We start from the raw sequence: 13764 nt of genomic DNA, 5'->3' as shown, positions 1-13764 counted from the left end.
AATGCGGGTGCCGCGGCCCCCGCGGGTGAGTAGCCTCACGGGGCCGCTTCCCCACGTGCACGAGGAGACCGCCGTGACCCCGCCGTTCCCGCCGATCGAACCGTACGACCGCGGCCTGCTCGACGTCGGCGACGGCAACCGGGTCTACTGGGAGACCAGCGGCAACCCCGACGGCAAGCCCGTGCTGTGCGTGCACGGCGGCCCCGGCGCGGGCGGGAGCCGGGGCAGCCGCAGGGCGTTCGACCCCGAGGTCTTCCGGATCGTCCTCTTCGACCAGCGGGGCTGCGGCGAGAGCCTGCCCCACGCCTCCGACCCGGCCGTGGGCCTGGAGCACAACACCACCCACCACCTCGTCGCCGACATGGAGCGGCTGCGCGAGCACCTCGGCGTCGACCGCTGGATGCTGTACGGCGGCTCCTGGGGCTCGACGCTGATCCTCGCCTACGCCGAGCGGTACCCCGAGCGGGTCTCCGAGGCCGTGCTGGTCGGCGTCACCACGACCCGCCCGGAGGAGACCGACTGGCTCTACCGCGGCGTCGGCCGCCTGCTGCCCGGCCCCTGGGAGGCGTTCCGCGACGCGCTGCCGGAGGCCGACCGGGACGGGAACCTCGTCGCCGCCTACGACCGGCTGCTGAACAGCCCGGACGCCGCGGTCCGCGCCAAGGCGGTCCGGGACTGGGCCGCCTGGGAGGACGCCGTCATCGCCCACGAGGCCCTGGGCCGCCCCGGCGCCTACAGCGACCGGCCCGACGACGCCCTGACGGCCTTCGTCCGGATCTGCGCCCACTACTTCGCGCACGACGCCTGGCTGGAGGACGGGCAGCTGCTGCGCGACGCGCACCGGCTCGCCGGCATCCCGGCGGTGCTCGTCCACGGCCGCCTCGACCTGGGCAGCCCCCTGACGACCGCCTGGGAGCTGGCGAAGGCGTGGCCCGGCGCCGAACTGAAGGTCGTCGACGACTCCGGCCACACCGGCAGCCCCGCCATGCGCGACGCCATCGGCGAGGCGGTCGCGCGGTTCGGCCGCACCGGGCGCTGACCCGCGGCCGGCCGCCGGGGAGCCCGGGGACGGGAAACCGGTACCGCCACCCGGCGCCCGACCGGCACCATCACGGACCATGACCACCGGCCGCCTGCTGATCCTCGCCCCCCGCGTCACCGACACCCGGCTCCAGCTCGCCGCCGCCGCCCACCGGCGCGGCCTGCGGGCCGTGACCGCCCACGGCTGGCGGCGGCCCGAGGAGGCCGGACCCGGCACCCCCGCCCACCTCTACGGCGGCCCGCTGCTCGCCGACTCCGTCGGCGGCGCCCTCGGCCTCGTCCTGCTGGAGCCGCCCGCCGACTGGCTCGCGCGGCTCCCGCAGGAGCTGACGTGCCGCCGGGTGGAGGCGGTGACCCTGGCCGAGGCCCGCCGGCTGCGGCGGCCCGCCTTCGTCAAGCCGCCGGTCGACAAGCACTTCCCGGCGCGCATCCACACCGACGGCTCCCGGCTGCCCGGCCCCGACGCCCTGGACGACGACCTGCCGGTCCTGGTCAGCGACATCGTCCGCTTCGTCCGCGAGTACCGGCTCCTCGTCCTGGACGGCGCCGTCCGCACGGCGTCCCGCTACGCCGTCGGGCCCGCCCTGGACACCGCCCCGCTGGAGGAGGACCCGCACCACGCCGATGTCCTCGCCTTCGCCCGCGACCTGCTCACGGCGGCCGGCGGCTCCCTGCCGTCGGCCGCCGTGGTGGACGTCGGCCTGCTCGACGACGGCCGCTGGGCGGTGGTGGAGGCCAACCCGGCCTGGGCGAGCGGCGGCTACGCCTGCGACCCGGACCGGGTGCTGGACGTCGTGCTCCGCGCCGCCGGACCGGCCGCCGAGGCCGGTCCGTGCGACCTGCCCTTCGCGCGGCGGCTGCCCGAGGCGGTGGGCTGACCCTCCCCTCCGCCCGGCGGGCCGTCAGGACGTCCTCCGGGGGTGGATTGTCCTTCCCTCGGCCAGCATCGCCACGTACGTCTCGATCCGCCGCAGCCGGGTCTCCGGCCGCTTCGCCTCCTGGACGCGGTGCAGGACCGAGTAGCGGTTCCGGCCGTCCAGGGTGGCGAAGAACGCCGCGGCGTCGGGGTTCGCCGCCAGGGCCGCGGCCAGGTCGTCCGGCACGACGGCCGCGGCCTGCCCGTCGTACGCGGCGTCCCACCGGCCGTCCGCCCGGGCGCGCTCGACCTCGGCGAGCCCCGCCGGCCCCATCCGCCCCTGCGCGATCAGGGCCTCCGCCTTGGCGCGGTTCACCTTCGACCACCTGCTCCGCGGCCTGCGCGGGGTGAACCGCTGCAGCCAGTGCCGGTCGTCGAATGCCTCCTTCCGCCCGTCGATCCAGCCGTGGCAGAGCGCCACGTCGAGGGCCTGCGCGTAGTCCAGGGCGGCGACCCCCGGCTGCTTCTTCCGGAGCTTCAGCAGGATCCCGGGGGAGGAGGAGCAGTGGGCGCGGAGCCACTCCTCGAACTCCTCGGCGGACGCGAACGCGAGGGTCTCCAGGTCATCGGCCATCCCCGCAGTGAACCACGCCCCACCGACATCCGTCCGTGGTGTGACGACTCGTCACACCCGTGCGGACGCGGCGTCCCGCCGGGAGGGCCCGCCGGGCGGCCCGAGGCCCCCCCCGCCGCCGCCCGGACGGCCGCGGCGTCCGCCCGGAGCGGCGGGGGGGCCGCGGGGGCGGGGCGGCGGGCGGGGGGGGGCCGGGGGGGGCGCCGGGGCGGGCGCCCGGGGGGGGGGGCCCGCGGGGGGCCCCGGGCCCCCCCCCCCCGCCCCCGGGGGGGCCGGGGGGCCCGCGGGGGGCGGCGGCCGCCCGCCGCGGGCGCCCCCCCCCGCGGCCGGAGCCGGGGAAGGGCACGGAGGCGCTCCCGGGTGCCCCGACCGCCCCTTCGTGCCGGCCGCCGCACGGCACACAGGGAACGGCTCCTCGTGGGGGCGCACCGCGGCGTCGCACCGGCTAACGTCGCCGGTATGACGACTTCTCTCATCACCGGCGCCACCGCCGGGATCGGCGCGGCCTTCGCGGAGCGGCTGGCGGCGGACGGGCACGACCTGGTGCTGGTCGCCCGGGACGGCAAGCGGCTGGAGGAGGCCGCCGCCCGGCTGCGCCAGGTGCGCGGCCGCGAGGTCGAGGTGCTGGTGGCTGACCTCGCCACCGAGGAGGGCATCACGGCCGTCGAGCGCAGGCTCGCCGACGCCGCCCGCCCGGTGGACGTGCTGGTGAACAACGCGGGCTTCGGCAACCGCGGCGCCTTCCTGGACGTGCCGCTCGCGGACGAGCTCACCATGCTCAAGGTCCACGTGGAGGCGGTGCTGCGCCTGACGACGGCCGCGCTGCCGGGGATGCGCGAGCGCCGCCGCGGCTGGGTGGTGAACGTGGCGTCGGTGGCGGCCTTCTTCCCGCGCGGCACGTACGGGGCCACCAAGGCGTGGGTGGTCGGCTTCACCCAGGGCGTGGCGCGGGACCTGGTGGGCTCGGGGGTGCGGCTGATGGCGCTCTGCCCGGGGTTCACGCGCACCGAGTTCCACGAGCGGGCGGGCATGGGCACCTCGAACATCCCCGGCTGGATGTGGCTCTCCGTCGACCAGGTCGTCCGCGAGGCGCTGCGCGACCTGGCCCGGGGGCGCACCCTCTCCGTCCCGGGCCTGCGGTACCGGGCGGTCGTGGGGCTCGGCCGGCTGGTGCCGCAGGGGATGCTCGGCGGGGCGTCGTCCCGGGCCGGGCGCCAGTACCGCACCGACTGAGCCGGCACCGCACCGGCAGGCCCGCGCCGACCGGCCCGCACCGCGGCAGGGCCGCCGGTGCGGGCCGGTCGCGCGGGCGGGCCCGGGTGCCGGACGTGGGGGAGCAGGGGCGCGGACCCGGGCGCGAGCGCCGGTCCGTGGTGCGGCGGGCACTCCGGGGTGCGGAACGGGAATGACCGGGCTTACCGTTAGGTTCCCTAACAGTGAGCCTTGCTCGGTATGCTCGGCACCGCCCGCCCCGACCCGTCCCCGCACCCCGCCGGAGCCGCCCGTGAAACCCCAGGGAACCGACCCGACCCCGCCCGCCCCCGCGCCCGGCGAGGAGCGGCCGCCCGCCCAGGTGCGCCGCATCCTCGGCCTCTTCCGCCCCTACCGCGCCCGCCTCGCGGTCGTCGGCCTGCTGGTGGGGCTCTCCTCGCTGGTCTCGGTGGCCACCCCGTTCCTGCTGCGCGCGATGCTGGACACCGCCATACCCCAGGGCCGCACGGCCCTGCTCAGCCTGCTGGCCCTCGGGATGGTGGCCACCGCCGTCCTCACCAGCGTCCTCAACGTGCTGCAGACCCTGATCTCCACCACCGTCGGCCAGCGCGTCATGCACGACCTGCGCACCGCCGTCTACAGCCACCTGCAGCGCATGTCCCTGGCCTTCTTCACCCGCACCCGCACCGGCGAGGTGCAGTCGCGGATCGCCAACGACATCGGCGGCATGCAGTCCACCGTCACCTCCACCGCCACCTCGCTGGTCTCCAACCTGACCGGGGTGACCGCCACCGTGGCCGCCATGGTCGCCCTCGACTGGCGGCTGACCGTGGTCTCCCTGCTCCTGCTGCCGCTCTTCGTCCGGATCAGCCGGCGCGTCGGCAACGAGCGCAAGAGGATCACCGCGCAGCGGCAGAAGCAGCTCGCCGCCATGTCCGCCGCCGTCCAGGAGTCGCTCTCGGTCAGCGGCATCCTGCTGGGCCGCACCATGGGCCGGTCCGACTCGCTGTCGCGGGAGTTCGCGGCGCAGTCCGACGGCCTGGCCGACCTGGAGGTCCGTTCGAGCATGGCCGGGCGGTGGCGGATGTCGACCATCCAGATCGTCATGGCCGCGATGCCCGCCGTCGTCTACTGGGCGGCGGGCCTGGCCACCGCCGCCGGCAGCCCCGTCGTCTCGCTCGGCACCCTCGTCGCCTTCGTCTCGCTCCAGCAGGGCCTCTTCCGGCCCACGGTCTCCCTGCTCTCCACGGGCGTGCAGGTGCAGGCGTCCCTGGCGCTGTTCCAGCGCATCTTCGAGTACCTGGACCTGCCCGTCGACATCACCGAGCCCGCCGACCCGGTGCGGCCGGCCCGGATCCGCGGCGAGGTCCGCTTCGAGGACGTGCACTTCTCCTACGGCCCCGCCGCCGGGCGCCCCGCCCTCACCGGCATCGACCTCGCCGTGCCCGCGGGCGGCTCCCTCGCCGTCGTGGGGGAGACCGGCTCCGGCAAGACCACCCTCGGCATGCTGGTACCGCGCCTGTACGACGTGACCGGCGGCCGGGTCGCCCTGGACGGCACCGACGTGCGCGACCTGTCCTTCGACACCCTGGCCGCGGCGGTGGGCGTGGTCTCCCAGGAGACGTACCTCTTCCACGCCTCCGTCGCCGACAACCTGCGCTTCGCCAAGCCCGGCGCCACCGACGCCGAACTCGTCGCCGCCGCCCGCGCCGCCCAGATCCACGACCGGATCGCCGCCCTGCCCGACGGCTACGACACCCTGGTCGGCGAGCGCGGCCACCGCTTCTCCGGCGGCGAGAAGCAGCGGCTCGCCATCGCCCGCACCCTGCTGCGCAACCCGCCCGTCCTCATCCTCGACGAGGCCACCAGCGCCCTCGACAACCGCACCGAGCACGCCGTGCAGCAGGCCGTCGACGCCCTCGCCGCGGGCCGGACCACGATCACCATCGCCCACAGGCTCTCCACCGTCCGCGACGCCGACCAGATCGTCGTCCTCGACGGCGGCCGCATCGCCGAGCGCGGCACCCACGACGAGCTCGTCGCCCTCGGCGGCCGCTACGCCGCCCTGGTCGCCCGCGAGGAGGCGACCCGCACGCCCGTGCCCGCCCGCACGCCCTCACCCTCCCGCACGCCCGTGCCGGTGGAGGCCCCGGCCGGCTGAGCGCCCGCGCGCCGGTCCGTCAGAGCACCGAGCGGACGGCCTCCTCCGAGCGGCCCACCACCGCGCGGCCGTCGTCCGCGGTGATGATCGGCCGCTGGATGAGGGACGGGTGCGCCGCCAGCGCGGCGATCCACCGGGGCCGGTCCTCCGCGCCGCGCGTCCAGGAGGCCATGCCCAGCTCCGCCGCGGCGGGCTCGCCGGTGCGGGTGACGTCCCACGGCTCCAGGCCGAGCCGGTCCAGCACCGCGGCGATCTCCGCCTCGTCCGGCGGGTCCTCCAGGTACCGGCGGACGGTGTACTCCGCGCCGGCGCCGTCGAGCAGCTCCACGGCCGAGCGGCACTTCGAGCAGGCGGGGTTGAGCCAGATCTCCATGCGGACACCGTACGGGGCCGCCTCCCCGCCCAATCCGTCCGGTTCACCCTCTGGACTCCCGTACGCCCCCCTGCAACCATTCGCCACACCCCGGCAGGGAGTCAGGCCTCGGGCGACAGGGGGAGTGCCAGCGGTGGATGCGCGAGCGACCAGGGGGGACGGCGACGCTCCGGAGGACGGCCCGGGCGGTCCGGACGCCCACCGCCCCCTGCTGCCGACCCGGATCGTCGACGCGGACGTAGAGGAGGACGTGGACACCGACACGGACACCGCCACCGGCCCGGACACCGACACCGCCACCGGCCCGGACACCGCCACCGGCCCGGACACCGGTACGGACGCGGGCCCGCCGGCCCGCCGCCCCGGGCCGTTCCGCGCCCCCGCGCTGATCCGCCCCCGGGAACGGGCCCCGCTGCGGCTCCCCGAAGCACCGCCGGGCCCGAGGGCCCTGCCGGGCCGGGACGCGTCCCGCCGCCCGGACGGGAGCCCCGGGGGCCCGCCCGCCCGGCAGCCCGCCGGGCGACCGGACGGGCACCCCGGCCCCCGCCCCGAGGCCCCGCCCGGCGCGTCCGGCCCGCCCGGCATCCCCGCCCCGCCCGACCGCCCGCCGTCCGCCCCCCGCCGCCGCGAGCGGCCCTGGCACCGCTTCTACGCCCACGGCGTCCCGCGCCGCGTCCACATCCCCGAGACCCCCGTCACCGGCCTGCTCGACGAGGCCGCCGCCCGCCACGGCCGCCGCACCGCCCTGGTCTTCTTCGGCCGCCGCACCAGCTTCCGCGCCCTGCACCGCGCCGTGGACCGCTTCGCCGCCGGCCTGCTGGGGCTGGGCGTCACCCGCGGCGACCGGGTGGCGGTGATCCTGCCCAACTGCCCGCAGTTCGTGGTCGCCTTCTACGCCGCCCAGCGCATCGGCGCCGTCGTCGTCCCCGCCAACCCCCTCTACACCGCCCGCGAGCTGCGCCACCAGCTCACCGACTCCGGCGCCGTGCTCGCCGTCGTCCACGACGGCGCCTACCCGACCGTCGCCTCCGTGCGGGGGGACACCGCCCTGCGGCACGTGGTCACCACCCGGCTCAGCGAGGAGTTCCCGCTCTGGCGGCGCCTGCTGCTGCGGCTCCCGCTCGCCCGCGCCCGGGCCGCGCAGGAGAGGCTGGGGCCGACGCCGCCGCCGGACGCCGGCACGGTGCCGTTCGCGACCGTCGCCCGCACCCGCGCCCCCCGCGGCGGCGTGCCGCAGGCCGACGTCCACCCGCGGCGGGTCGCCGTGCTGCAGTACACCGGCGGCACCACCGGCACGCCCAAGGGCGCCATGATCACCCACCGCAACCTGGTCGCCAACGCCCACCAGGTGAAGTCCTGGTACCCGCAGCGGCGCGAGGGCCGCGAGACCGCCCTCGCCGTGCTGCCCTTCTTCCACGTGTACGGGATGACCCTCGGCCTCACCGTCGGCATCGCCGCGGGCAACCGCAGCGTGCTGCTCCCCTCCTTCGACGTGGACCTCGTCCTGCGCGCCGCCCGCCGCTACCGGCCCACCCTCTTCCCCGGCGTGCCGCCCATGTACGACCAGCTGCTGCGCCGCGGCCCCGGCGAGCTGAAGGCCCTGCGCTCGGTGCGGAGCTGCATCTCCGGCGCCATGCGCCTGCCGCCGGAGACGGTCGACCGCTTCGAGGGCGCCACCCGGGCGCAGCTGGTGGAGGGGTACGGGCTGACCGAGGCCGCCCCGGTGGTGCTCTGCAACCCGTTCAACGCCAACGCCCGCCCCGGCACGGTCGGCATCCCGCTCCCCGGCACCGAGGCGAAGATCGTGGACGAGAACGACCCCGGCCGCGAGCAGCCGCCCGGCGTGGCGGGGGAGCTGCTGGTGCGCGGCCCGCAGGTCTTCGCGGGGTACTGGCACGAACGCGAGGACTCCACCCGCATGCTCCACGACGGGTGGCTCTCCACCGGTGACATCGGGGTGATGAGCCCCGACGGCTACGTCACCGTCATCGACCGCAAGCGGGACGTCATCATCGCCAGCGGCTTCTCCGTCTTCCCCGCCGAGATCGAGGAGGTGCTGCTCGGCCACCCGGCGGTGGCCGAGGCGGCGGTGATCGGCGTGCCCGACGCCTACCGGGGCGAGACGGTCAAGGCGTGCGTGGTCCTGCGGCAGGGGGGCGTGCTGTCGGCGCAGGAGCTGGAGGCGTACTGCGCGGACCGGCTGACGGCGTACAAGGTCCCCAAGATCGTGGAGTTCCGGACCGACCCGCTGCCCCGCAACATGCTCGGCAAGGTGCTGCGGCGGCGGCTGCGGGAGGAGTCCGAGGCCCGCGCTGCCGGTGCGGGCGGCGCCGCAGGGCCCGGCGGTGCGGCGGGCGGGGCCTGAGGGGCCGAGGGAGCCGGGGGAGAGGTCGGCGGCAGGGCGAAAACCCCTGGTCCCCGGCCGTCCCGGTCCGCCATCCTGGGGCCTGCCGGCCGTCCGCGCCGGCCACGCGCGGCGGAGGGGTCGCGGCGGAGGGCCCACGGGGGGAGCGGCACTGAGCGCACGGCTGCGCGGCATCGCGCGGGAGACGGCGGCCATCACCGCCGAGGGCCGCTACCGGGCGCCCGGGGGCGGCGTGGTCGACATCGGCCGGCAGGTCGCGGCCGCGGTCGCGGGCACCCGGCTGCACGGCCCCGGGCCGGTCGACCCCGGGCCGGTCGCCCCCGGGCCGGTCGCCCCCGGGCCGGTCGCCCCCGGACCGGTCCCGGTCCCCGGCGTGCGGGGGCCCGCCGCGCCCCGCGTCCACGTGACCGGCGAGAGCAGCCTCCAGGCCGCCCGCCGGATGCTCGCGGACTCCCCGGAGCCGGTCGCCGTCCTCGACTTCGCCTCGGCCCGCAACGCGGGCGGCGGCTTCCTCAACGGCGCCCAGGCCCAGGAGGAGGCGCTCTGCCGCGCCTCCGCGCTCCACGCCTGCCTGCGCGCCGTCCCGGAGTTCTACGCCGCCCACCGCGCCGACCCCCGCCCCCTCTCCTCGGACCGCGTCCTCCACGCCCCCGCCGTGCCCGTCTTCCGCGACGACCGCGGGACGCTCCTGGGGGAGCCGTACGCGGTGGACTTCCTGGTCGCCGCCGCCCCCAACGCGGGCGCCGCCGCCGACCGCTCCCCCCGCCTCGCCGCCCGCGTCCCCGCCGTGCTGCGCACCCGGGCCGAACGCGTCCTGCAGACCGCCGCCGCCCACGGCCTGCGCCGGCTGGTGCTGGGCGCCTGGGGCTGCGGCGTCTTCCGCAACGACCCCGCCCGCGTCGCGGAGGCGTTCCGGGTGCACCTGGCCCCCGGCGCGCCGCTCGCGGGCCGCTTCACCGAGGTCGTCTTCGCGGTCCTGGACCCCCGCCCCGGCTCCCCGGTCCGCGAGGCCTTCCGCACGGCCTTCCCCGGTCCGCAGCAGCAGCCGACGCGCTGACACACCTCCGCCCGCACCCCGGCCGCACCCCGTACCCCGCCTGCACCCCGGTCGTACCCCGCCCGGCGGCCCGCAGCCCCGTCCGGTCCCCGCGACCGGTCGGGCCGCGCCGTCGTCGGCCCCGCCGCCGCGCTGTCCCCGCCGCCGCGGCGCGCCGTCGTGCCGCCCCGCCGCCCTGCCACCCCGCCGGGCGGCGCGCCGTGAGCTGCGTCTCAGTAGGTTACCGGCCGGTTGCTATGCAACGAGTTGCATAGCAGGATCACCGCCATGGCACTCGAGCACGCGATCCTCGTCTCCCTGCTGGAGAAGCCCGGCTCCGGCTACGAGCTCGCGAGCCGCTTCGACCGCTCCATCGGGCGCTTCTGGACCGCCACCCACCAGCAGATCTACCGCGTCCTCAAGCGCATGGAGGCGGACGGCTGGATCACCGCGGAGGAGGTCGCCCAGGAGGGGCGGCCCGACAAGCGGGTGTACTCCGCCGCCGCCCCCGGCCGCGACGCCCTCACGGCGTGGCTCCGCGCCCCCGTCGAGCCGGAGACCGTCCGCCACGAGCTGGCCGTGCGGATCCGCGGTGCCGCCTTCGACCCCGCCGGCACCGCCGGGCTGGCCGCCGAGGTCGAGCGCCACCGGGCCGCCCACGCCGCGCTCCTCGCCCGCTACCTCGCCGGCGAGCGGCGCGACTTCCCCGACCCGGACGTCCTCGACGCCGCGCAGGCCCTCCAGCACGTGGTGCTGCGCGGCGGCATCGAGTACGAGCGGATGACCGTCGCCTGGCTCGACGACGTGCTCGCCACCCTCCGGCGCCTGGGCTGACGCCCGGTCGGCCCTCCCGGAACACCACCCACCTCCCAGGAAGGGAAGCCCCTGCCATGGCGGACTCGCCGCTCCTCAACCCGCGCACCTACGACCCCGCCCACCTCGACCCCGAGTCGCGCCGCCTGCTGCGCGCCACGGTCGACTGGTTCGAGTCGCGCGGCAAGAAGGCGCTGATCGACACCTCCATCGACCGCACCTGGTACGCGGACTTCCTGGAGTTCGCCGCCAAGGAGGGCCTGTTCGCCACGTTCCTCACCCCGGCCGCCGACGCCGCCGGCGACCCGGACAAGCGCTGGGACACCGCCCGCAACGCCGCCCTCAGCGAGGTCCTCGGCTTCTACGGCCTGGGCTACTGGTACACCTGGCAGGTCACCGTCCTCGGCCTCGGCCCCGTGTGGCAGAGCGCCAACCAGGCCGCCCGCGCCCGCGCCGCCGCCCTGCTCGACGAGGGCCACGTCATGGCGTTCGGCCTCTCCGAGCGCGCCCACGGCGCCGACATCTACTCCACCGACATGGTCCTCACCCCCGACGGCGAGGGCGGCTTCCGCGCCACCGGCTCCAAGTACTACATCGGCAACGGCAACGTCGCCGGCCTGGTCTCGGTCTTCGGCCGCCGCGCGGACGTCGAGGGCCCCGAGGGCTACGTCTTCTTCGCCGTCGACAGCCGCCACCCGGACTACCACCTCGTCAAGAACGTCGTGAACGCGCAGATGTACGTCAGCGAGTTCCGCCTGGAGGACTACCCGGTCCGCGCCGAGGACGTGCTGCACACCGGCCGCGCCGCCTTCGACGCCGCCCTGAACACCGTCAACGTCGGCAAGTTCAACCTCTGCACGGCCTCCGTCGGCATCTGCGAGCACGCGATGTACGAGGCCGTCACCCACGCCCACCAGCGGGTGCTGTACGGGAGGCGCGTCACCGACTTCCCGCACGTCCGCCGCGAGCTCGCCGACGCCTACGCCCGCCTGACGGCGATGAAGCTCTTCAGCGACCGCGCCGTCGACTACTTCCGCTCCGCCGGGCCCGACGACCGCCGGTACCTCCTCTTCAACCCGATGACCAAGATGAAGGTCACCACCGAGGGCGAGAAGGTCATCGACCTGCTGTGGGACGTCATCGCGGCCAAGGGCTTCGAGGCCGACACCTACTTCGAGAAGGCCGCCAAGGACATCCGCGGCCTGCCGAAGCTGGAGGGCACGGTCCACGTCAACCTCGCCCTGATCCTCAAGTTCATGGGCAACTACCTCTTCGCCCCGGCCGAGTACGCGCCCGTCCCCACCCGCCACGACGCGGCCGACGACGCGTTCCTCTTCGCCCAGGGCCCCGCCCGCGGCCTCGGTGCGATCCGCTTCCACGACTGGCGCACCGCCTACGACGCCCACGCGGACGTCCCCAACGTGGCCCGCTTCCGCGAGCAGGCCGACGGCCTCTGCGCGCTGCTGCTCTCCCACGCCCCCGACGAGGCCCAGCAGCAGGACCTCGACTTCCTGCTCGCCCTCGGCCAGCTCTTCGCCCTGGTCGTCTACGGCCAGCTGGTGCTGGAGCAGGCGGAGGCCACCGGCCTGGACCGCGACCTGCTGGACGAGATCTTCGACGTGCTGGTCCGGGACTTCTCCGCGCACGCCACCGAGCTGCACGGCAAGGCGTCCGCCACCGAGGAGCAGGCCGCCTGGGCGCTGGCGCACGTCCGCCGCCCCGTCGCCGACGCCGGGCGGGCCGCCCGCGTCTGGGCCCGGGTCGAGGCGCTGGCGGGCGCCTACGAGATGCAGCCCTGACCTCCGCACGCCCCTCCGGGCCGGTGCCCCTCCCGCGGGGGCGCCGGCCCCGGTAGGGTCGGCCGCCACGACCAGCGGCGCGCGCACCCCGCCGCGCGCCCCCGTCCCGGGAGGCCCTGTGAGCGGTTGGACCGGCCGCACCGCCGCGGACATCGCCGAGGCGGTGCGCCGAGGCGAGGTGGCGCCCCGTCAGGTGGTCGCGGACCACCTGGAGCGGATCCGCCGTCTCGACGGACGCGTCAACGCCTTCCGCGCCGTCCTCGGCGAGGAGGCGCTCGCCGCCGCCGACGCCCTCGCCGCGCACCCCGGCCTCGCGGACCTGCCGCTGGCCGGCGTGCCCGTCGCGGTCAAGGACAACGTCGCCGTCGCCGGGCACGCCGTCCGCAACGGCAGTGCCGCCTCGCCCGCCGCACCCGCCGCCGCCGACCACGAGGCCGTCCGCCGCCTGCGCGCCGCCGGGGCCGTCGTCGTCGGCCTCACCCACGTGCCCGAGCTGTGCGTCTTCGGCACCACCGACGGCGACCACGGGATCACCCGCAACCCCCGGCGGCCCGACCGCAGCGCCGGCGGCTCCTCCGGCGGCAGCGCCGCGGCCGTCGCCGCCGGGTTCGCGCCGCTCGCGCTGGCCGCCGACGGCATGGGCTCCATCCGCATCCCCGCCGCCGCCTGCGGACTGCTCGGCCTCAAGCCCGGGCAGGGGGCCGTCCCCGCCGGCCTGGGGCCCAACGACTGGTACGGCATGGCCGTCAACGGCCCCCTCGCCACCACCGCCGCCGACCTGCGCCTCGCCTTCCGGGCCCTCGCCGGCGGACCGGACCCCGCGGCCCCGGCCGCCCCGCCCGCCGGTCCGCTGCGGATCGCCGTCTCCACCCGCAGCCCCTTCCCCGGCGTGCCCGTCGGCCGCGGCTGGGCCGCGGCCGCCCGCGACAGCGGCCGGCTGCTCGCCGGGGCGGGCCACCGGGTCGAGGCCGCGCACCCGCCCTACCCGGCCTGGCTCCCCGCCGCCGTCCTCGCCCGCTGGACCGCCGGGACCGCCGCCGACGCGGCCGCCTGCGACCCGGCCCGGCTCGCCCCCCGCACCCGCCGCCACGCCGCCGTCGGGCGCCTCGCGGCCCGCACCCCGCTGCTGCGCACCGACCACCGGGCCCTGCTGCGCGAGCGGCTGCGGCCCTTCTTCGACCGGCACGACGTGCTGCTCACCCCCGCCCTGGCCGGCCCCGTCCCCGCCGCCAGGGCCTGGAGCCGCCGCGGCTGGACCGCCAACCTCCTCACCAACACCCGCTTCTCGCCGTTCACCCCGGCCTGGAACCTGGCCGGCTGGCCCGCCCTCGCGGTCCCCGCCGGGAGCCGCCCGGACGGGCTGCCGTACGCGGTGCAGCTCGTCGCCCCGCCCGGCGGCGAGGAGGTCCTGCTCCGCCTCGCCGCGGAGCTGGAGGAGGCCCGCCCCTGGCCCCGGACGGCGCCGCTCGACTGA

At 77.2% G+C, this 13764-nt stretch carries 11 protein-coding genes; 9 read left to right on the top strand and 2 right to left on the bottom strand.

The features are described 5' to 3' along the window. The first annotated feature begins 73 nt into the window (after positions 1-73). A complete protein-coding gene (gene pip, locus ACFY07_RS19380; RefSeq protein ID WP_390869991.1) occupies positions 74-1039 on the top strand; it encodes a prolyl aminopeptidase in 966 nt (321 codons plus the stop codon). A gap of 79 nt (positions 1040-1118) precedes the next feature. Next, complete coding sequence (locus ACFY07_RS19375) at positions 1119-1919, top strand: ATP-grasp domain-containing protein (RefSeq protein WP_230653908.1); 801 nt, start codon at positions 1119-1121, stop codon at positions 1917-1919. A 24-nt stretch (positions 1920-1943) separates the two neighbouring features. Here ACFY07_RS19375 and ACFY07_RS19370 read toward each other — a convergent pair whose 3' ends face one another. Then, positions 1944-2531 (bottom strand): YdeI family protein, encoded by a 588-nt coding sequence (locus ACFY07_RS19370; RefSeq protein ID WP_390869989.1) that lies wholly within the window; start codon positions 2529-2531, stop codon positions 1944-1946. A gap of 459 nt (positions 2532-2990) precedes the next feature. Between ACFY07_RS19370 and ACFY07_RS19365 the strand changes: the two genes are divergently transcribed. Continuing rightward, complete coding sequence (locus ACFY07_RS19365; RefSeq protein WP_390869987.1) at positions 2991-3764, top strand: SDR family NAD(P)-dependent oxidoreductase; 774 nt, start codon at positions 2991-2993, stop codon at positions 3762-3764. 271 nt (positions 3765-4035) lie between these two features. Further along, a complete protein-coding gene (locus ACFY07_RS19360) occupies positions 4036-5904 on the top strand; it encodes an ABC transporter ATP-binding protein (RefSeq protein ID WP_390869985.1) in 1869 nt (622 codons plus the stop codon). Positions 5905-5923: 19 nt separating this feature from the next. Here the strand turns inward: ACFY07_RS19360 and ACFY07_RS19355 are convergent, their stop codons facing one another. Next, positions 5924-6277: an arsenate reductase family protein gene (locus ACFY07_RS19355; protein WP_390869983.1), complete on the bottom strand. Its 354-nt coding sequence runs from the start codon at positions 6275-6277 to the stop codon at positions 5924-5926. A 133-nt stretch (positions 6278-6410) separates the two neighbouring features. On the opposite strand from ACFY07_RS19355, the gene ACFY07_RS19350 reads away from it, so the two are divergent. From ACFY07_RS19350 to ACFY07_RS19330, 5 genes are all read left to right on the top strand, one after another. After that, positions 6411-8642 carry an AMP-binding protein gene (locus ACFY07_RS19350; RefSeq protein WP_390869981.1) on the top strand — a complete coding sequence of 744 codons (2232 nt, stop codon included), beginning with the start codon at positions 6411-6413 and terminating at the stop codon, positions 8640-8642. Positions 8643-8793: 151 nt separating this feature from the next. Further along, the gene (locus tag ACFY07_RS19345) at positions 8794-9699 is read left to right on the top strand and encodes a TIGR02452 family protein (protein WP_390870111.1); all 906 of its coding nucleotides are present in this window, start codon (positions 8794-8796) and stop codon (positions 9697-9699) included. Between the two features lie 267 nt (positions 9700-9966). Next, positions 9967-10512 carry a PadR family transcriptional regulator gene (locus ACFY07_RS19340; protein ID WP_230653885.1) on the top strand — a complete coding sequence of 182 codons (546 nt, stop codon included), beginning with the start codon at positions 9967-9969 and terminating at the stop codon, positions 10510-10512. Positions 10513-10568: 56 nt separating this feature from the next. Further along, complete coding sequence (locus tag ACFY07_RS19335; RefSeq protein ID WP_390869979.1) at positions 10569-12290, top strand: acyl-CoA dehydrogenase family protein; 1722 nt, start codon at positions 10569-10571, stop codon at positions 12288-12290. A 118-nt stretch (positions 12291-12408) separates the two neighbouring features. After that, on the top strand, positions 12409-13764 hold the full coding sequence (locus ACFY07_RS19330; RefSeq protein WP_390869977.1) for an amidase: 1356 nt from the start codon (positions 12409-12411) through the stop codon (positions 13762-13764).

The organism is Streptomyces sp. NPDC001380, assembly GCF_042895785.1.
Taxonomy (GTDB): Bacteria; Actinomycetota; Actinomycetes; order Streptomycetales; family Streptomycetaceae; genus Peterkaempfera.
This window is presented reverse-complemented; position numbering and strand designations above follow the sequence as displayed.

Bases quoted from the DNA above. Each gene is read 5' to 3' on its own strand.
- ACFY07_RS19375 (WP_230653908.1), top strand. From the start codon at position 1,119: ATGACCACCGGCCGCCTGCTGATCCTCGCCCCCCGCGTCACCGACACC.
- ACFY07_RS19370 (WP_390869989.1), bottom strand. From the start codon at position 2,531: ATGGCCGATGACCTGGAGACCCTCGCGTTCGCGTCCGCCGAGGAGTTC.
- ACFY07_RS19365 (WP_390869987.1), top strand. From the start codon at position 2,991: ATGACGACTTCTCTCATCACCGGCGCCACCGCCGGGATCGGCGCGGCC.
- ACFY07_RS19355 (WP_390869983.1), bottom strand. From the start codon at position 6,277: ATGGAGATCTGGCTCAACCCCGCCTGCTCGAAGTGCCGCTCGGCCGTG.
- ACFY07_RS19340 (WP_230653885.1), top strand. From the start codon at position 9,967: ATGGCACTCGAGCACGCGATCCTCGTCTCCCTGCTGGAGAAGCCCGGC.
- ACFY07_RS19335 (WP_390869979.1), top strand. From the start codon at position 10,569: ATGGCGGACTCGCCGCTCCTCAACCCGCGCACCTACGACCCCGCCCAC.